This is a genomic window from Embleya sp. NPDC020886, assembly GCF_044333915.1.
GTDB lineage: Bacteria > Actinomycetota > Actinomycetes > Streptomycetales > Streptomycetaceae > Embleya.
The window spans coordinates 1-17,211 of sequence record NZ_JBIRRX010000006.1 but is presented as its reverse complement, the minus strand read 5'-3'; the positions used below and the strand labels follow the sequence as shown (position 1 = coordinate 17,211).

Annotated in this window: 17 protein-coding genes and 1 riboswitch; of the genes, 3 read left to right on the top strand and 14 right to left on the bottom strand. The window is 73.5% G+C overall.

Annotated elements, in window-relative coordinates; translation table 11 throughout:
• Positions 1-7 precede the first annotated feature (7 nt).
• The 8 genes from ACH4U8_RS22020 to ribD form a co-directional block, all read right to left on the bottom strand.
• Positions 8-472: a PH domain-containing protein gene (locus ACH4U8_RS22020; protein WP_379989677.1), complete on the bottom strand. Its 465-nt coding sequence runs from the start codon at positions 470-472 to the stop codon at positions 8-10.
• A gap of 71 nt (positions 473-543) precedes the next feature.
• Positions 544-1,407: an ATP phosphoribosyltransferase gene (gene hisG / locus ACH4U8_RS22015; RefSeq protein ID WP_360318525.1), complete on the bottom strand. Its 864-nt coding sequence runs from the start codon at positions 1,405-1,407 to the stop codon at positions 544-546.
• Between the two features lie 84 nt (positions 1,408-1,491).
• The gene (locus ACH4U8_RS22010) at positions 1,492-1,755 is read right to left on the bottom strand and encodes a phosphoribosyl-ATP diphosphatase (protein WP_379989683.1); all 264 of its coding nucleotides are present in this window, start codon (positions 1,753-1,755) and stop codon (positions 1,492-1,494) included.
• A gap of 59 nt (positions 1,756-1,814) precedes the next feature.
• On the bottom strand, positions 1,815-2,306 hold the full coding sequence (gene ribH, locus ACH4U8_RS22005) for a 6,7-dimethyl-8-ribityllumazine synthase (protein ID WP_360318523.1): 492 nt from the start codon (positions 2,304-2,306) through the stop codon (positions 1,815-1,817).
• A gap of 183 nt (positions 2,307-2,489) precedes the next feature.
• Positions 2,490-3,845, bottom strand: a complete 1,356-nt coding sequence (locus ACH4U8_RS22000) for a bifunctional 3,4-dihydroxy-2-butanone-4-phosphate synthase/GTP cyclohydrolase II (RefSeq protein WP_395779573.1) — start codon at positions 3,843-3,845, stop codon at positions 2,490-2,492.
• Entirely contained in the window at positions 3,842-4,504 is a 663-nt protein-coding gene (locus ACH4U8_RS21995; protein WP_360318519.1) for a nicotinamide mononucleotide transporter family protein, read from the bottom strand. Before ACH4U8_RS21995 ends, ACH4U8_RS22000 begins: the two co-directional genes overlap by 4 nt.
• Complete coding sequence (locus tag ACH4U8_RS21990) at positions 4,501-5,127, bottom strand: riboflavin synthase (RefSeq protein WP_360318517.1); 627 nt, start codon at positions 5,125-5,127, stop codon at positions 4,501-4,503. The genes ACH4U8_RS21995 and ACH4U8_RS21990 overlap by 4 nt, the downstream gene beginning before the upstream one ends.
• 3 nt (positions 5,128-5,130) lie before the next feature.
• Complete coding sequence (ribD, locus tag ACH4U8_RS21985; RefSeq protein WP_395779571.1) at positions 5,131-6,249, bottom strand: bifunctional diaminohydroxyphosphoribosylaminopyrimidine deaminase/5-amino-6-(5-phosphoribosylamino)uracil reductase RibD; 1,119 nt, start codon at positions 6,247-6,249, stop codon at positions 5,131-5,133.
• 120 nt (positions 6,250-6,369) lie between these two features.
• A riboswitch (FMN riboswitch) is annotated at positions 6,370-6,516 on the bottom strand.
• Between the two features lie 187 nt (positions 6,517-6,703).
• On the opposite strand from ribD, the gene rpe reads away from it, so the two are divergent.
• Entirely contained in the window at positions 6,704-7,378 is a 675-nt protein-coding gene (rpe, locus tag ACH4U8_RS21980) for a ribulose-phosphate 3-epimerase (protein WP_360318515.1), read from the top strand.
• 97 nt (positions 7,379-7,475) lie between these two features.
• On the opposite strand, the gene ACH4U8_RS21975 is transcribed toward rpe, so the two are convergent.
• The 5 genes from ACH4U8_RS21975 to def all read right to left on the bottom strand — a co-directional run bounded on the left by ACH4U8_RS21975 (position 7,476) and on the right by def (position 12,340).
• Positions 7,476-8,315: a class I SAM-dependent methyltransferase gene (locus ACH4U8_RS21975; protein ID WP_360318513.1), complete on the bottom strand. Its 840-nt coding sequence runs from the start codon at positions 8,313-8,315 to the stop codon at positions 7,476-7,478.
• 178 nt (positions 8,316-8,493) lie between these two features.
• A complete protein-coding gene (locus tag ACH4U8_RS21970) occupies positions 8,494-9,273 on the bottom strand; it encodes a hypothetical protein (protein WP_395779569.1) in 780 nt (259 codons plus the stop codon).
• Positions 9,274-9,455: 182 nt separating this feature from the next.
• On the bottom strand, positions 9,456-10,859 hold the full coding sequence (locus ACH4U8_RS21965) for an RsmB/NOP family class I SAM-dependent RNA methyltransferase (RefSeq protein WP_379989684.1): 1,404 nt from the start codon (positions 10,857-10,859) through the stop codon (positions 9,456-9,458).
• The gene (fmt, locus tag ACH4U8_RS21960; RefSeq protein WP_360318504.1) at positions 10,856-11,788 is read right to left on the bottom strand and encodes a methionyl-tRNA formyltransferase; all 933 of its coding nucleotides are present in this window, start codon (positions 11,786-11,788) and stop codon (positions 10,856-10,858) included. Before fmt ends, ACH4U8_RS21965 begins: the two co-directional genes overlap by 4 nt.
• Positions 11,789-11,794: 6 nt before the next feature.
• Positions 11,795-12,340 (bottom strand): peptide deformylase, encoded by a 546-nt coding sequence (def, locus tag ACH4U8_RS21955; RefSeq protein ID WP_395779567.1) that lies wholly within the window; start codon positions 12,338-12,340, stop codon positions 11,795-11,797.
• Between the two features lie 274 nt (positions 12,341-12,614).
• Between def and ACH4U8_RS21950 the strand changes: the two genes are divergently transcribed.
• Positions 12,615-13,223: a sigma-70 family RNA polymerase sigma factor gene (locus ACH4U8_RS21950; protein ID WP_360318498.1), complete on the top strand. Its 609-nt coding sequence runs from the start codon at positions 12,615-12,617 to the stop codon at positions 13,221-13,223.
• Positions 13,220-14,356, top strand: coding sequence for a hypothetical protein (locus ACH4U8_RS21945; RefSeq protein WP_395779565.1), 1,137 nt, complete (start codon positions 13,220-13,222; stop codon positions 14,354-14,356). Before ACH4U8_RS21950 ends, ACH4U8_RS21945 begins: the two co-directional genes overlap by 4 nt.
• Positions 14,357-14,438: 82 nt before the next feature.
• Here ACH4U8_RS21945 and ACH4U8_RS21940 read toward each other — a convergent pair whose 3' ends face one another.
• Positions 14,439-16,661, bottom strand: coding sequence for a primosomal protein N' (locus tag ACH4U8_RS21940; RefSeq protein WP_395779563.1), 2,223 nt, complete (start codon positions 16,659-16,661; stop codon positions 14,439-14,441).
• Positions 16,662-17,211: the final 550 nt, after the last annotated feature.

The following is a 17,211-nucleotide window of genomic DNA, read 5'->3' as shown; positions in this document are numbered from 1 at the left end:
GGGCCTACTACGCCGTGCTCGGGGCGGTGCCGTACTTCTCCGCCAGGGAGCGCAGCTCGCGCGCTGCGGTGATCGCCTCGGCCTTGCCGTTGGAGGTCTGGATGCCCATCACCGGCAGGGTGTCCCCGTTGGACATGTCGATGTAGACCCAGGGGTCGCCCTGGCGCAGGTAGACCCGGACGACCTGGGCCCACTCCAGATGGGTGGTGCGCAGCAGGTTGACCACGGTCACCCCGCCCGCCGCCGCGACCACCTTCGGCCGGCCGAGCATGATCATCGCGGCGAGTCCGAGCACCCCGGTGCACGCGACGCCGAGCCGCGAGCCGAATCCCCAACCGCCCTTTTCCGGCAACATCACCGCGAGCACGCAGAGCCCGACCAGGATGACCACGCCGAGCACGGCGGTGATGAGCCGACTGCGCCGGGCGTACCAGGTGCGCGGGAGGTCGGCGGCGGGGGTGGGGGTGCTCATGGCGGAACGGTTCTCCGGGGTGAGAGAGGGTGATCGGTCCGCCACCGCACGCGGTGACGGACCGATCGGGTTCAGAGGCGGCAGGCGTGGATGCCGGTGACCAGGATCGCGCGGGCGCCGATCTCCCACAGGTCGTCCATGATCTGCTGGGCGTTCTTGCGCGGGACCATCGCGCGCACCGCGACCCAGCCCTCGTTGTGCAGCGGGCTGACCGTGGGCGACTCCAGGCCCGGGGTCAGCGTGACCGCCGCCTCCACCCGCTCGACCCGGATGTCGTAGTCCATCATCACGTAGCTGCGTGCGACCAGGACGCCCCGCAGCCGGCGCACCAGTTGTTCCAGCGCGGGCGAGCTCTCCGCGCCGGCGCGCCGGATGAGCACCGCCTCCGAGCGCAGGATCGGCTCGCCGAACACCTCCAGGCCCGCCTGCGCGAGCGTGGTGCCGGTCTCCACGACGTCGGCGATCACGTCCGCGACGCCGAGCTGGATCGCGGTCTCCACCGCGCCGTCCAGCTTGACCAGCGCGGCGGCCTCGATGTCGTGCTCGGCGAAGTCGCGCTCGACGATCCCGATGTAGGAGGACGCCACCCGCAGCCCGGCCAGGCCCTTCTTGCCCTGCCCGGCCAGCTCGCGTGCCAGCGCGGCGGGCGCGGCGTAGCGGAAGGTGGCCTGGGCCAGCCCCAGTTGCAGGATCTCCTCGGCCTCGGCGCCCGAGTCCATCAGCAGGTCGCGCCCGGTGATGCCGGCGTCGAGCCGGCCGGAGCCGACGTAGATGGCGATGTCGCGCGGGCGCAGGAAGAAGAACTCGACGTTGTTGTCGGGGTCGGTGAGGACCAGTTCCTTGGAGTGCTTGCGCTGGCGGTAGCCGGCCTCATGGAGCATCGCCGACGCAGGCTCGGAGAGGGAACCCTTGTTGGGGACGGCGATGCGCAGCATGAAATGACCCTTCGGGAAGTGCCGAACGAGGTTGCGGGTACGGCGGCGTCCCCGGCCCGGGCCACGGGCCGGAGACGGCGGCCGTCACAGGTGAGCGTATACGTCCTCCAGCGAGATGCCGCGAGCGACCATCATCACCTGGAGGTGGTAGAGGAGCTGGGAGATCTCCTCGGCGGTGCGGTCGGCGCCCTCGTGCTCGGCGGCCATCCACACTTCGGCGGCCTCCTCGACGACCTTCTTGCCGATCGTGTGCACGCCGGCGGTGACGAGTTCGACCGTGCGCGAGCCCTCCTGGCCCGAGGCGGCCTTGGCCCGCAGCTCGTCGAAAAGCTGTTCAAACGTCTTCATGGTGCCCATCGCGTGGTTGTGGGTGACGTGGCGGGTGAACGCCCGGTCGGTGCGACCGATCAGGCCGAACGCCACGGTTCGGAGAGCGTACGCAACGCCATCGCCGTCGCGACGGCCGCCTCCACCGCTTCGCGGCCCTTGTCCTCGTGCGAGCCGGACAGGCCGGCCCGGTCCAGGGCCTGCTCCTCGGTGTCGCAGGTGAGCACCCCGAAGCCGATCGGCACGCCGGTGTCCAGCGCGACCCGGGTCAGGCCGTCGGTGGCGGCCGAGCACACGTACTCGAAGTGCGGGGTGCCGCCGCGGATGACCACGCCGAGCGCGATCACCGCGTCGTAGCCGCGCCCGGCCAGCGCCTTGGCCAGCACGGGCAGTTCGAACGCGCCGGGAGCGCGGATCAGCGTGGGTTCGGTGATGCCCAGCTCGCTCAGGGCCTTGAGGGCCCCGTCCACGAGCCCGTCCATCACGGTGGTGTGCCACTGCGCGGCGACCACGCCCACGCGCAGGTCACGGCAGCCCTCGACGGTCAGTTTCGGGGCTCCTGCGCCACTCATGTCTGTCGGTGTCCTTCGGCTGGAACGGCTGGAAGCCTGGATGCGGTGGTGGAGTGCTGCGGATCGAACTTCCGCGGATCGAATTCCGCGAATCGATTCCGCCGCGTCGAGCAGGTCGAACCTATCGGCGCGGCGGGGACGGCGCCGCGCGCGTTTCACCGGTACGGGTGAGGTCGGGCCCGGTCAGGCGGTGCTGACCGCGTGGCCCTTCGCGTCGACGACGTCGGCGACCTCGCCGACCGAGGGCGCGGTCGCGGCCTCGTCGGTGGGGTCCAGCCAGGGCAGGTCGTGCCCCATCCGGTCGCGCTTGGTGAGCAGGTAGCGCAGGTTGTCCGCGGTCGCGTGCACCGGCAGTGCGACCCGGCCGGTGATCTCCAGGCCGTAGCCCTCCAGGCCGGCCCGCTTGGCCGGGTTGTTGGTGAGCAGCCGCATCGAGCGCACACCCAGGTCGACCAGGATCTGCGCGCCGGTGCCGTAGTCGCGGGCGTCGGCGGGCAGGCCCAGTTCCAGGTTGGCGTCCACGGTGTCGTGGCCGGCGTCCTGGAGTTGGTACGCCTGGAGCTTGTGGATCAGCCCGATGCCGCGACCCTCGTGGCCGCGCATGTACAACACCACGCCCCGGCCCTCGGTGGTGACCCGCTCCAGCGCGGCCTCCAACTGCGGACCGCAGTCGCAGCGCAGCGAGCCGAACACGTCGCCGGTCAGGCACTCGGAGTGCACCCGCACCAGCACGTCCTCGCCGTCGCCGATGTCGCCGGCCACCAGCGCGATGTGCTCGACGCCGTCGGCGGTGCTGCGGTAGCCGATCGCCCGGAAGGTGCCGTGCTCGGTGGGCAGCCGGGTCTCGGCGGCCCGCTCGATGGTGCGTTCGGTGCGCCGGCGGTAGGCGATCAGGTCGGCGATGGTGACGATCTTGAGGCCGTGTTCGCGCGCGAACGGGACCAGTTGCGGCAGCCGGGCCATCGTGCCGTCGTCGTTGACCACCTCGCAGATCACCCCGACCGGGGCCAGGCCGGCCAGCTCGGCCAGGTCCACGGCCGCCTCGGTGTGCCCGGGGCGCACCAGCACGCCGCCCTCGACCGCGCGCAGCGGGAAGATGTGGCCGGGTCGGGTCAGCTCGGTGGCCGAGGTGTTCGGGTCGGCCAACAGGCGCACGGTGTGCGTACGGTCGGCCGCCGAGATGCCGGTGTCCACGCCGTCCTTGGCGTCCACCGAGACCGAGTACGCGGTGCCCTTGCGGTCCTCGTTGACGGCGGTCATCGGCGGCAGCTTGAGCCGGTCCAGGTCGGCGCCGCGCATCGGCACGCAGACCACGCCCGAGGAGTAGCGGATCGTGAACGCCATCAGCGCCTGCGTGGCCAACTCGCCGGCGAAGATCAGGTCGCCCTCGTTCTCCCGGTCCTCGTCGTCGACGACCACGATCGCCTCGCCGGCGGCCATCGCCTTGATCGCGTCCTCGATCGTGTCGAGCACCAGTTCGTCCGGTGCCGCCTTCTGCGCCGGCACCTCGATGTCGGTGGTTTCTCTGCTGGTCTTCACGCCGTTGCCCCTTCCAGGTGCCGATCTGCCACGCGGGCAGCCCCCTTGTCCCGGTACCGCCGGGAGCGGTTCCACCAGTCGACGAGTCCGGCGACGCACATCACGAAGAAGACGCCGTAGACCAGTCCGCTGAACACCAGGCCGTGCTGCCAGGCCAGCGGTACGCCGACCATGTCGACCGCGATCCACACCAGCCAGAACTCGAACAGGCCGCGGGCCTGGGCGAGCATCGCCACGACCGAGCCGACGAAGATGTACGCGTCCGGCCACGGCGCCCACGAGATGCCGGTGTGTTCGAGCAGCAGCGCGAAGCCGACGGTGCCGGCCGCCATCAGCACGACCAGTGCGATGCGCTCGTACCCGGTCCCGAAGCGGATCTCCACCTCGCCGCTGTCGCGCCGCCCGCGGGCCCAGCGCCACCAGCCGTAGGCGGCCGCGAGGATGATGACGACGTTGCGCATCGCGCTGCCGCCCAGGTGCACCGAGGTGTTGGCGGCGATCAGCAGGGCCGCGCCGAGGATCTGCACGGGCCACGCCCACAGGTTGCGGCGCAGCGCGAGCCCCACGGTGGCCAGCGACGCGATCTGGCCGAGCAGGTCGGACCACGGCACCGGCTTGTCGGCGACGGTGAACGCGGCGTCGTTGAGCCAGCCGATCACGATGCCCTCACCTGTGTACCGGGCCCGTGCGTGCCCAGCCGTTCGACGTACTTGGCGATGATGTCGACTTCGAGGTTGACCGGGTCGCCGACCGTCTTGACGCCGAGCGTGGTCAGCGCGAGCGTGGTCGGGATCAGGCTGACGGTGAAGCTCGCGTCGTGTGCCCGCACGACGGTGAGACTGATCCCGTCCACGGTGATCGAGCCCTTGTCCACGACGTAGCGGGCCAGGTGCGCGGGCAGCGCGATCTCGACGATCTCCCACTCCTCGCCGGGGGTGCGGGCGAGGATCTCGCCGGTGCCGTCGACGTGACCCTGGACGAGGTGGCCGCCCAGTCGCCCGCCGAGCACCATCGGGCGTTCCAGGTTGACCCGCGCGCCGGTGGTCAGCGCGCCCAGGCTCGACTTGTCCAGCGTCTCCTGCATCACGTCCGCGGTGAAGGTGGCCTCGGCCGGGTCGACCTTGTCGTCCACGACGGTCAGACACACCCCGTTGACGGCGATCGAGTCGCCGTGCCGGGCACCGGTGGTGACGACCGGGCCGCGGATGGTGATCCGGGCCGAGTCGGTCAGTCGCTCGATGGCCACGATCTCGCCGAGTTCCTCAACGATTCCGGTGAACATGCGTCAGGACTCCTTCGTTCGGCCGGCGGATTCCGGCCGGGTGCGGGCGGTGATGCGAATGTCGGTGCCGAGGCGGGCGACGTCTTCGACGTCCAGTCGCAACGCCTCGCAGATGGTGCCGATTCCGGCCGGGCCCAGGGCGGTGGGTCCGGCGCCGAGCAGGGCCGGGGCGAGATAGCCCACGACGGTGTCGATCAGGCCGGCCGCGGCGAACGCGCCGGCGAGGGTGGGGCCGCCTTCGAGCAGCACGGCGCGCACGTCGCGCGCGTACAACTCCTTCAGCAGCGCGGGCAGGTCCAGGCCGGTCTCGGCGCGCGGTACGCGCAGTACGACGGCCCGGGGCAGGTGGTCGGCGTCCGCGTCGGGGCCGACCGCGATCAGGGTGGGTGCCGCGTCGTCCAGGACCCGGGCGGTCGCCGGGGTACGCGCGTGCGTGTCCACGACCACCCGCAGCGGTTGCCGGGCGCCGGGCACGTCGCGCACGGCCAGGTGCGGATCGTCGGCGAGCAGCGTGCCGGAGCCGGCCAGCACCGCGTCCACGCTCGCCCGCAGGGTGTGTACGTCGGCGCGCGAGGCCGCGGAGGTGATCCAGCGGCTGCTGCCGTCGGCGGCGGCGCTGCGCCCGTCCAGGGTGGCGGCGTACTTCCAGGTCACGTGCGGGCGGCCGAGTCGGGTCGCGGTCAGCCAGGCCCGGTTGCCCGCCTCGGCCTCGGCGGCGAGCAGGCCGCCCTCGGCGTCGATGCCCGCCGCGCGCAGCACCGCACCGCCGCCGGCCGCGGCCGGGTTGGGGTCGGCGACCGCGTAGCGCACCCGGCGGATGCCGGCGTCGATCAGGGCCTGGGTGCACGGGCCGGTGCGGCCGGTGTGCGAGCAGGGTTCGAGGGTGACGAACGCGGTGCCGCCGCGGGCCGCGGATCCGGCCGCGCGCAGTGCCTCGACCTCGGCGTGCGGGGCGCCGGCGCGGGTGTGGAAGCCCTCGCCGACCACGGTGTCGTCGGGGCCGAGCACGACGCAGCCGACCACGGGATTGGGGCTGGTGTGACCGAGGGCGCGGCTTGCCAGGGCGACGGCGCGGCGCATCGCGGTGGCCTCGTCGACCGGCGGGACGGTGTTGCCCTGCACCTCGTGCCTCCTCGCGTTGCGACGCGGGGCACCGGGGTGTTTCCGGGCAGGACGGCACGACGAATCGACGGGCGGGGATGTCGGCGCACCGTGGGTACGCGGACATGCCGCAGTCGCTCGCCGCGCGCTGCCTCCCATCCGGACTTTAACCGTCGGTACCGGAATTCCACCGGTTCAGCCGGCCGTCGCTCCACGTGCTGTGGGGCATCGACCGGGTCGCGGACTGTAACCGCCGGTTCGGATTTTCACCGACCCCGGAGCGCGCGTACGTGACTTTCGTACACCTCGAAGTGTGCCACGGCGGCCGACAACGTTGACCTTGGCCAACCTGTGCCGTCCGTCACGGTGCGTTCGTATATCCGAACGCGACTGCGGTGTGGATGATCTGACGTATCGTCAGCTCGACGGTCGAGGCGGTGCCGAAGGACTGTCCCGACGATGAGATTCTGTGCGCATGACCGTGCAGATCAATCCGAGCATCCTGTCCGCCGACTTCGCCCGCCTCGCCGACGAGGTCGCGCAGGTGCGCAACGCCGACTGGCTCCACGTGGATGTCATGGACAACCACTTCGTCCCGAACCTGACCATCGGCCTGCCCGTGGTCGAGAGCCTGATCAAGGCCACCGAAACGCCCATCGACATGCACCTGATGATCGAGGACCCGGACCGTTGGGCGCCCGCCTACGCGGAAGCCGGCGCGGGCAGCGTGACCTTCCACGTCGAGGCCGCGACCGCCCCGGTCAAGCTCGCCCGGGACCTGCGGGCCAAGGGCGCACGGGCGTCGATGGCCCTGCGGCCGGCCACCCCGATCGAGCCGTACGAGGACCTGCTGCCGGAGTTGGACATGCTCCTGGTGATGACCGTCGAGCCGGGCTTCGGCGGGCAGAGCTTCCTGGACATCATGCTGCCCAAGATCCGCCGGACCCGGCAGTTGATCGCCAAGCACGGCCTGCAGATGTGGCTCCAGGTGGACGGCGGGGTGTCCGCGAAGACCATCGAGATGTGCGCGGAGGCCGGCGCGGACGTGTTCGTGGCCGGGTCGGCGGTGTTCGACGGGCGCGATCCGGGTGCGGCGGTGGACCGGTTGCGCGCGTTGGCGACGGGGGCCGCGGAGCGCTGCGCTCACTAGGGCGGACGGGTTCCGCGTGCCCGCCCGCCCGTTGCATTGGGTAGTCGGGCGGCGGATTTCGGGCTCGGGTGGAGTCCCCGGGGCCGCGCGAGCTTCGTCACAATGAGTGAATGGATTGGGCCTCTCGTCGTCCTCGCCGGGGCGGGAGGCCCTTTGCCTTCGGTTCGCGGGTGGTCGACCAGAGGGTCCAGTGGTCGGTTTCGTGGATGGGGCCCCGGGTGGGCAGCCGGGCCTGGATGTAGGCGGCCAGGTCGTCGAGTTCGGGGTCGGTGAGGTCGTGCAGGATCGAGCGGCCGGTGCGGGCGCGCAGGTCGGCGGCCACCTCGTGGGCGTCGGCGTACTCGCGGCGGGTCTCGGTCAGCGCGGTGGTGCGCACGGCACCGAAGCCGGCCGCGTGCAGCGCCGCCTCGACCGCCGCCGCGATGGGTCGGCGGGCGGCTTCGATGCCCAGCAGGGCCGGGTATCGCTCGAAGAACCAGCCGCGCAGGTGGGTCGGCGAACCGGGGCGGGTGACGTCGGCCGGGGTGCGGTCCTGGACGATCAGCGTGCCGCCGGGCGCGAGCAGCCGGCGGGCCTCGCGAAAACATCCGGTCAGGTCGTCGAGGTGGTGGATCAGGGCCCGCTCGAAGACGATGTCGGCCGCGCCGTCCGGCAGGCCGGTGGCGTACGCGTCGCCCTGGTGGAAGGACAGGCCGGGGCGCCGCCCCGCCCGCTCCCGGGCGCCGGAGAGGATCGCGGCGGAGAAGTCCACCCCGACCGCGCTCGCCGCGCCCAGATCCAGCCACTTCGTCGTGTACACCCCGCCTCCGCAGCCCACGTCCAGCACACGCGCGCCGGCCGGCCGGACCAACTCACGCACCACGCGCGCCCATTCCTCGCCGGCCGTGCGCCGGGCGTAGGTGAGCCGGTTGGCGTCGCTGTGGAAGTCGATGGGCATGGCCGCCCTTCCGGTCGAGCCGCGTTCGGTATATCTCGATATCAAGATACTTGAAGACGAGACGACCCTTCAAGGGTCCTCTGGTCCTCGGGTCCTCGCATCCTCGGGTCCTCGCGCCCTCGGGGCTCTCCGATTCCTCGGATTCCTCTGGATCCTCGCCGAGGATCGGCGGCGAACATCACCGGCGATCGCGGGCGACTTCCTTCGGTCGCGGGTGGTCGCCGCCGTCCGGCCGGCCCGGAGGGTCGCCGGCCCGGTCGAGCCGGATACGGCGGCGCTGCCGGGCCAGGTACACGCCGGTGCACACCGTGACGCCGGTCATCGCCGCGATGTGCTCGCGGCCGGCCAGGTTCGGTTTGACCACGACCTCGGCGATCATCAGGGTCCAAACGCCGACGAACAGGATCGGCGCACGGCGCACCATCGCGATGCACACCACCAGGCCGACCACCGCGGCCGAGGGACCGGTGTCCAGGATGTCGCCGTCCCGGGCGTCGATGCCCAGCAGGTGGTCCGGGCCGAGCCCGACCATCACCCGCGCGGACAGCGTGCCGCACAGCGTGGCCACGTAGGCGATCACCAGCGTGCGGCGGGCACCCAGGTCGAGTTCGGCCAGCCCGAACAGGATCAGCACCTGGATCAGCGCGCCCCACACCGGCAGGTCGGGCGCGGGCACGAACAGCGACACCGGCGTCCGCAACAACGCGAGCGGCAGCGGGATGCCCGCGCTCACCCCGCCGAGCACGCGCACCACGTCGCCGCCCCACGCGGTGCGCCAGGCGAGCCAGAAGCCGAGGGTCAGCAGCACCGTGCACACCGTGAGCGGGATGGCCAGCAGGCCGTGCGCGCGCAGTTCGCGCACCGGGACCGCGGTGAGCCTGCGCCACTCGCCGCGCACCGCTCCCCCCGTGCGGGCGAGCGGACCGGGACGCGGAACACGGCGAGCGGGCGAGGACATGGGTACGGCGGCTCCTGCGGTGACGACCGGCGATCGCCCTCGGATTTCCTGCGATCCGAGGGGCGACCGGTGCGGTCGAGCCCGGAGTGCCGACCACCCACGCCGTTATCCCCCACTTTGGAGTGATTCAGCCGCGTATCACCCCATTCGTGCGGGTGATCCGCGGCGCGCCCACGAGTGGTTCAGCCGGTACGACGAAGCAGCGCGAGGTACATCGCGTCGGTGCCGTGCAGGTGCGGCCACAGTTGTACGTCCGGCCCGGTGCCCAGGTGCGGCACACCCGGGAACAGCGGCCGGGCATCGAACAGCTCGGCCTCGCCCGCGCGCAGCACGTCGTCCACCACCACGCGCGTCTCCGCCGGATGCGGCGAGCACGTGACGTACGCGATCACCCCGCCGGGGCGGGCCGCGGCCACCGCGCTGCGCAGCAACGCGCGTTGCAGCTCGCCCAGTTCGGGGATGTCCTCGGGCTTGCGGCGCCAGCGGGATTCGGGTCGGCGGCGCAGCGCGCCCAGGCCGCTGCACGGCACGTCGGCGATCACCCGGTCGAAGCCGCCGGGCTGCCACGCGGGCCGGGTGCCGTCGGCGGTGATCACCTGATGGTGGGTCAGGTGGCCGATCGCGTTGCGGACCAGGCGGGCCCGGTGCTGCCGGCGCTCGACCGCGAGCAGCGACACGTCGCGGCCGGTGGCGATCGCGGCGAGCAGGCCGGCCTTGCCGCCGGGGCCCGCGCACAGGTCCAGCCAGCGGCTCTCGGTGCCCTCGACCTCCGCGTTCGCCAGCGCGGTGGCGACCAGTTGGCTGCCCTCGTCCTGGACCGCGGCCCGGCCGTCGCGGATCGCCTTGATCCCGGCCGGGTCGCCCTCGGGGAGGGTGGCCGCGTACGGCGACCAGCGGCCGGGGGTGGCGCCGGCCTCGTACAGTTCGGCGAGTTCGACCCGGCCCGGGCGGGCGACCAGGGAGATCGTCGGGGCGATGTTGTCGGCGGCCAGCAGCGCCTCCATCGCGGCGCGGTCGTGCGGGTTGCCGCGCGCGCCCAGCGCGTCCCACAGGGCCTGCACGATCCAGCGCGGGTGCGAGTGCAGGACCGCGAGGTGGCCCTCGGGGTCCTCGTCGTAGGGCGGCGCGATCTGCCGCAGCCAGGTGTCCAGGTCCTGCTTGGAGACCCGGCGCAGGATCGCGTTGACGAACTTGGCGCGGCCGTCGCCGAGCACCGCGCGGGCCAGTTCCACGGTGGCCGAGACGGCGGCGTGGACGGGGGTGCGCATGCTCAGCAACTGGTGCACGCCGAGCGCGAGCACGTCCAGCACCGGCGGGTCGATCTCCTTGATCGGCCGGTCGGTACAGGCCGCCACGATCCGGTCGTAGGTGCCCTGGCGGCGCAGCGTGCCGTGCACGAGCTCGGTCGCGAAGGCGGCGTCGCGCGGGATGATCCGGCGTTCGCGCAGCAGCGCGGGCAGCACCAGGTTGGCGTACGCGTCGCGTTCGCCGACCGCGTGCAGGACGTCGTAGGCGGCCAGCCGCGCGGCGTCGGGACGCGGGCGGCGGTAGGGGCGTGCGGCGGGGGCGTTGGTCACGGTGCTCAGTTCGTGCCGAGGGTTTCACCGGGCTCGGGGTGTGCGCCCCGGGCCCAGTCGGTGGCGGCCATCATGCGTTTGCCCTGGGGCTGGACCTGGGTGAGTTCGATCGCGTGGCTGCCGGTACCCACTCGGACCACCTTTTTCTCCACCGCGATCTCGCCGGGGGCCAGCGCGTTGTCGCCGCCGCGCAGCCGGACCGGGGCGAGCTTGAGGCGCTCGCCGCGGAAGGTGGTCCACGCGCCGGGGGCGGGTGTACAGCCGCGCACCACCCGGTCCACCCGCAGCGCGGGTGCGGTGAAGTCGACCCGGGCGTCCTCGACGGTCAGCTTGGGCGCGAGGGTGACCCCGTGCGGCGGCTGGGGGCGGGCCTCCAGGCTGCCGTCGGCGATCCCGTCCATGGTCGCCACGAGCAGGCGCGCGCCGGACCGGGACAGCCGTTCCAGCAGGTCGCCGCTGGTGTCGGTGGGGCGGATCTCGTCGGTGACCGTCCCGTAGACCGGGCCCGAGTCCAGGCCCTGCTCGATCAGGAAGGTGCACGCGCCGGTGATGTCGTCGCCCGCCAGCACCGCGTGTTGTACGGGCGCCGCGCCACGCCACGCGGGCAGCAGCGAGAAGTGCAGGTTGACCCAGCCCTGGGCCGGGATCTCCAGCGCGGCCTTGGGCAGCAGCGCGCCGTAGGCGACCACGGGGCAACAGTCGGGGGCGATCTCGGCGAGCCGGGCCAGGAACTCCGGCTCGCGCGGCCTGGCCGGGCGCAGGATCTCGATCCCGGCCTCGGCGGCGCGCTCGGCCACCGGGCTCGCGACGAGCTTGCGACCGCGGCCGGCGGGCGCGTCCGGCCGGGTGACGACGGCGACCACCTCGTGCCGGGATTCCAGCAGGGCTTCGAGCGCGGGTACGGCGACCTCGGGGGTGCCGGCGAAGACTAGGCGCATGGGGATTTAGAGGGCCTTCCCGAAGGTGCCGTGGGGGGAGAACTTGACCTGCGGGGCGGGCCGACCGGCCCACTCCGCCTCGCGCAGCGCACGCAGTGCGGCCTTGCGCTGCTCGCGGTCGAGCCGGTCGATGAACAGAATGCCGTCGAGATGGTCGGTCTCGTGCTGGATGCAGCGCGAGAGCAGTCGGGTGCCCTCGATGGTGACGGGGTCGCCGTGCATGTTGAAGCCCTTGGCGACCACGCCGTACGCGCGCTTGGTGTCGTAGCGCAGGCCCGGCAGCGACAGGCAGCCCTCGGGGCCGTCCTGTTCGTCCTCGGACAGGTCCAGGTCGGGGTTGATCAGGTGTCCCACCTCGCCGTCCACCTGGTAGGTGAACACCCGCAGGGCGACCCCGATCTGCGGCGCGGCCAGGCCGCTGCCGGGCGCGTCGCGCATCGTGTCGGTGAGGTCGGCGACCAGTCGCCGCAACTCCTTGTCGAACACGGTGACCGGGTCGGCCTTGCTCCGCAGGACGGGATCCCCGAACAGGCGGATCGGCTGGACTGCCACGGGTGTGCTCCCCCATCGGTGGTCGGGCGGTGATCGGACGTACTGCCGAGTGTGTCGCCGGCGCGCGGCGGCGTTCCGGCGCGGTGGCCGCGCGGTGGCGCCGGTCGAGCGGAACCGGAGAGCGGCAAGTCTACTGAGCGGCCGGGCCCGCTCCCCGCACGCGTCGCGGCCCGGGGCGTGCGGGAGCGAATGGGCTCGGGGCGGGCTCGGGGCGGGCCGGGAATCGGCTCGGGGGCGCGGCAACCTCGGGGCGCGCGGCGGACACTCTCGGGGTGTGACGACGGATCAGGAGCAGGAGGACGGGGATCACGTGTTGTGGTCCCGGGTCCGGGCGGGGGATCGCGATGCGTTCGCGGTGGTGTTCGACCGACACGCGGGGGCGGTGTATGGGCATGTGCTGCGGCGGATCGGGGACGGAGCCGAGGCCGAGGACCTGACGTCGGCGGTGTTCCTGACCGCCTGGCGCCGGCGCGCGGAGGTGACCTTCGACCGGGACAGCGCGCTGCCGTGGTTGCTGGGTACGGCCAACCGCACGCTCGCGAACCGGCGCCGCGCGCTCAAGCGCTATCGGGCGCTGGCCGCGCGCGTACCGCTGCCTCGGGACGTCCCCGACCATGCGGACGAGGTGGCCCGGCGGATCGACGAGGAGCACGCGGCACGGGCGCTGCGGCGCTCGGTGGCGCGGCTGCCCCGACACGAGCGCGACGTCGTGGAGTTGTGCGTGTGGGGCGGCCTGGACCAGCAGGCGGCCGCGACGGCCCTCGGCGTCGCGCTGGGCACGGTCAAGGCGCGGATGCACCGGGCGCGCAAACGATTGGGCGGCCTGCTGGCCGAAGAGGGCGTGCACGCGAGTACGTACCGAGGCATCGAGGAGGCACGGTGAGCCCGTACGGCGAGGATCGACTGCCGGGACACGAACAACGCAGGCGCGAGCTGCTCGCGATGCTGGACACGGATCGGCCGTCGCGGACCAGGGCGCTGCTGCCGGGCGTCGCGGCGGGGGCGGTGCTCGTGGTGTGCGCGGGCGCGATCCTGGCCGCGCAGCCGTGGCGCGACCCGCAACATCCGACGCCGGCCGGCCCGGTGGTCGGACAGGATCCGGCCCAGGGCGTGGCCAGGGAAATGGCGAAGCCGGGCGATCCGGTGCCGTGGGACGTGGCGACCCGGACCTTGACGGCGTGTCTGGCACAGGGACGGCGGGCCGCCGTCCCGCCGCCGCAGCCGACCGGATTCACCGCGCCACCGCCGACGATGTCGCCGCCGGGATCGGGTGCGCCCGGGACGGCCGCGCCGCCGAGCATGGGGTACACCCCGCCGCCGGGCACGCCGCCGGCCTCTGCGGTGTACACCGGCGACATGCCGACGCGGATGCCGGAGAAGGGCCTGCCGACGGGATCGACCGCGACTCCCCCGGGGTGGCCGACGCAGGGGTCGATCGCACCGCCCGGATCGAGTGCGCGACCGCCCGGTGCCTCGGCCAAGCCCGATCCGAAGTTGTGGCAGGTACGCGAGCCGGACACGGCGTTCAAGCCGTACTTCACCGCGTGGGAGCTGGTCGGGGACGGCGAGTTGCGCCCGTTCGTGCTGGGCAAGGCCGGCGAGCCGGGCCTGGTCGTATGCCACGGCGAACTGTCCCTGCCGGAGTTTCCGACGCCGAAGGCCGCCGACGGCCTGCTCGCCGGGGCGTTCGAGGTACGCCGGACCCTGGCCTGGACGCCGCCCACGGTCGAACCGCCTCGGATCGCCCTGCTCTCCTCGACGACCTGGTGGGGCCGTACGACCGGCGCGGTGGCGCGGGTCGTGGTCGAGTTGCCCGACGGGACGACGGTGGGCGCGGTGGTACGCAACGGCGTGTGGCTCGCGAGCGTGCCGAACAGCGACACCGAGCCGACCCGGATCCGCGCCTACGACGCGGCCGGCACGCTGCTCGACGAACGCACCGCCGCCCGCGAATCCCTGGGCTGCGCGGACGCTCCGTCGGCCGCGTCCTGCGGGAGCCGCACGCACTGGGGCTGAGGGTCCCCGGGTGAAGGAGAGTTCCGTCGAGGCGGCCGGGCGTGCTCGGCCGCCTCGGTGTGCGTCGCGCGCCGCGGGCGGCTCAGCCGATGTCCGGTGGGTCGATCCTGATGTGGACCGGATCGTTCGCGGCGCGGGCCAGGCGGAGGGTTTGGGCCGCCTTGAGGGCGTGGGCCAGCTCGGCGCCGCGGCCGGGTTCGATGCGCAGCAGGACACGTTCGTGGTGGGGCGGCGGGGCGGGGCGCGCGGGCTGCCGGCGGCCCGGCGGCGGGGTGTCGCCGAACAGGGCGCGGGTGAGTTCGGCGCGGGTCTCGGCGGCGCGCGGGTCGGCCCTGGGCGGCGGCGCGGCCGGTGTGCGCGGCGCGGCCGGTGCGACCGGGACCGGGACCGGCCCCAGCACGTCGGCCCCGTCGGGCAGCCGAAGTACCGCCAGGAAGTCGGCGATGCCGGCCGGCGGACCGGTCACCGACGCCATCCGCGACACCGGCGGCAGGTTCAATTCGGCCCGCTCGACCAGTTCGGTCAGCGCGTACCCCTGCGGGTCCCAGCGCACCAGCGCCTGCACCGGGCGCAGCGTGGACTCGGCGACCACCACCAGCATGCCGCCCTCCCCCGCGGGCCGGACCAGGCTCGCCGCGTCCAGCCAGCGGCGCAGCGCCTGCTCGCCGGCGCGCAGGTCGGGTCGGGTGAGCAGGGCCCAGCCGTCCAGGAGCAGGGCCGCCGCGTAGCCGCCGGGCGCGACGGGTTCGGCGCCGGGCGTGGCGATGATCAGCGCGGGCAGGTCCGGCACGGTGGTCAGGATCGCGTCCCGCCCGGAGGTACGCACCGGCACGGTCGGAAACGCCCGGCCGAGTTCCTCCGCGGTGCGACGCGCGCCGATCACACCGGCCCGGATGCGATCGCCGCCGCACACCCGGCAGTGCCAGTGCGGCGCCGGCCGGGTGCACCAGCCGCAGGTCAACACGCCGTCTCCGGACGGAAGTTCGAGCGGTCCCGAGCAGTGTGCGCAGCGCGCGGGTTCGCGGCAGCGCAGACACGAGGTGCGGACCAGGTAGCCCCGGCGTGGGACCTGGACCAGCACCGGGCCGGTCTGCAGCGCCTTGCGGGCGACGTCCCACGCCAGGCTCGGCAGCCGTGCGGCGCGGGCGGCTTCGTCCCGGGCCAGGTCCAGATCGCTGCCGGTGGTGCGTACCAGCGGGGCCGCAGCGCGCACCGCCGCGCGGCCGGCGTCCAGCGGACGGGCCCACCCGGAGCGCACCAATTGGGCGGCCTCGACCGTGGTGGCGTGCCCGCCGACGGTGAACCCGGCGTGTTCGCGCGCGGCCCGCATCGCCAGTACCTCGCGCACGTGCGGGTAGGGCGCGTTCGGGTCGGCGTGCGAGTCGTCGCCGTCGTTCCAGACCAGCGCCAGGCCCAGTTCCACCACGGGCGCGAACATCGCCGCCCGGGTGCCGACCACCGCGCGTACGCTCCCGCGGTTGATCGCCAACCAGCGTCGGTAACGCTCCTCCGGCCCCAGGCCCGAGGTCAGCGCGACGTGCCGGCCCCGGCCGAGCAGGGCGGTCAGCGCCGCGTCCACGCGCTCGACCGACTTGGCGTCCGGGACCACCGCGAGTGCGCCACGGCCGCCGGCCAGGGTCGCCGCCATCGCCCGGGCGATCTCGTCCGGCCAGTGCGGCCCGGGCAGCGCCGTCCACACCGTGCGTGGCGACTCGCCGGCGGCCAACTCGGCCAGGTGCGCGGCGCCGGCCGGATAGCGCGTCCAGGGCCCGGGGGCCGGCGCCGCGGGCCGGATCAGGGGGTCGCCCGACGGCTCCGCCTCGGCGCGCGCGTGCCGGGCGGGCAGGGCGATCTGGACCACGTCGGCGAGGGTTCCCGCGTACCGGTCGGCGACCGCACGGGCCAATTCGATCATCGGCGGCGCGAGCACGATCTCGGGCGAGGTGACGCTCGCCAACGGCGCCAGCGGGCCGCCGTACGTGCTGCGCTCGACCCGTTCGACGATCACCCCGTCGATCAGCCCGCCGCCCTGCCGCCGGCCGTCCACGACCTTGGCCCCGAACCGCACCCGCACCCGCACCCCGGGCTGGGCCACCTCGGCCAGCTTGGCCGGCACCGAATAGTCGAAAAGCCGGTCCAGGTGCACCAGCCCCTTGTCCACCACGACCCGCGCCACCGGCAACGAGTCGGCCGCCGTGTTGGCCTTCGCCCTACGCCCCCGCGCCCCCCGCACCGCCCGCCGCGCGTCCTCGACCCCAAGCGTGAGCTGCCCCTCCTCCTCGCCGCCCACACCCGGATCGTTCATCGCCACACCAGGCATCCTGACAGACGCCTACGACGAATCCGCCCAGCTCCCGAGCCGGGGAAGACCACGGCAGCTCCGAACGCGGGTGGTCGGGCGACTCGGTCTCCCGCCTTGGGGCGCGGAGGGGGCGGCCGGAGTCGCGGGTACGGCAGGCCGGCGCGCTCGCGAGTCGGGCTCGACGGGCACGGGCGGGGCCGTCGGCGCGGCTGGGGGCGGCCCGTCAGGATCGGGGACGCGGCCGGCGCGGGCGGCCGAAGTCGCGGGCGCGGCGAGAGTGGTCGGACGGTGCCGTGGGCGGGGCGGAGCCCGCAACAGCCCGGTCTGGGGCGGCAGGCCGGGGCGGGCTGGGTCGCGGGCGGGGCACGTTCAGCCCACCGGGGTCGCGGAGACGCGAGCACCACCGACCCGGGTCGCGAGAGCAGCGAGCGGGTGGGCAGCTTTCGGCGATGCAGCGCTGCTTCTAGTTGGGCGCCTTCGGCGCCGGCTCGCGAGGCACCACTTTTTTGCTCCGTCGCAGGCTCCTCCACAAAAAAGTGGCCCCTCGCTCGTG

What these genes read in the sequence shown, in the direction of transcription:
- ACH4U8_RS22020 (WP_379989677.1), bottom strand. Translation starts at nt 472, where the DNA reads ATGAGCACCCCCACCCCCGCCGCCGACCTCCCGCGCACCTGGTACGCC.
- hisG (WP_360318525.1), bottom strand. Translation starts at nt 1,407, where the DNA reads ATGCTGCGCATCGCCGTCCCCAACAAGGGTTCCCTCTCCGAGCCTGCG.
- ACH4U8_RS22010 (WP_379989683.1), bottom strand. Translation starts at nt 1,755, where the DNA reads ATGAAGACGTTTGAACAGCTTTTCGACGAGCTGCGGGCCAAGGCCGCC.
- ribH (WP_360318523.1), bottom strand. Translation starts at nt 2,306, where the DNA reads ATGAGTGGCGCAGGAGCCCCGAAACTGACCGTCGAGGGCTGCCGTGAC.
- ACH4U8_RS21990 (WP_360318517.1), bottom strand. Translation starts at nt 5,127, where the DNA reads ATGTTCACCGGAATCGTTGAGGAACTCGGCGAGATCGTGGCCATCGAG.
- rpe (WP_360318515.1), top strand. Translation starts at nt 6,704, where the DNA reads ATGACCGTGCAGATCAATCCGAGCATCCTGTCCGCCGACTTCGCCCGC.
- ACH4U8_RS21975 (WP_360318513.1), bottom strand. Translation starts at nt 8,315, where the DNA reads ATGCCCATCGACTTCCACAGCGACGCCAACCGGCTCACCTACGCCCGG.
- ACH4U8_RS21970 (WP_395779569.1), bottom strand. Translation starts at nt 9,273, where the DNA reads ATGTCCTCGCCCGCTCGCCGTGTTCCGCGTCCCGGTCCGCTCGCCCGC.
- fmt (WP_360318504.1), bottom strand. Translation starts at nt 11,788, where the DNA reads ATGCGCCTAGTCTTCGCCGGCACCCCCGAGGTCGCCGTACCCGCGCTC.
- ACH4U8_RS21940 (WP_395779563.1), bottom strand. Translation starts at nt 16,661, where the DNA reads ATGAACGATCCGGGTGTGGGCGGCGAGGAGGAGGGGCAGCTCACGCTT.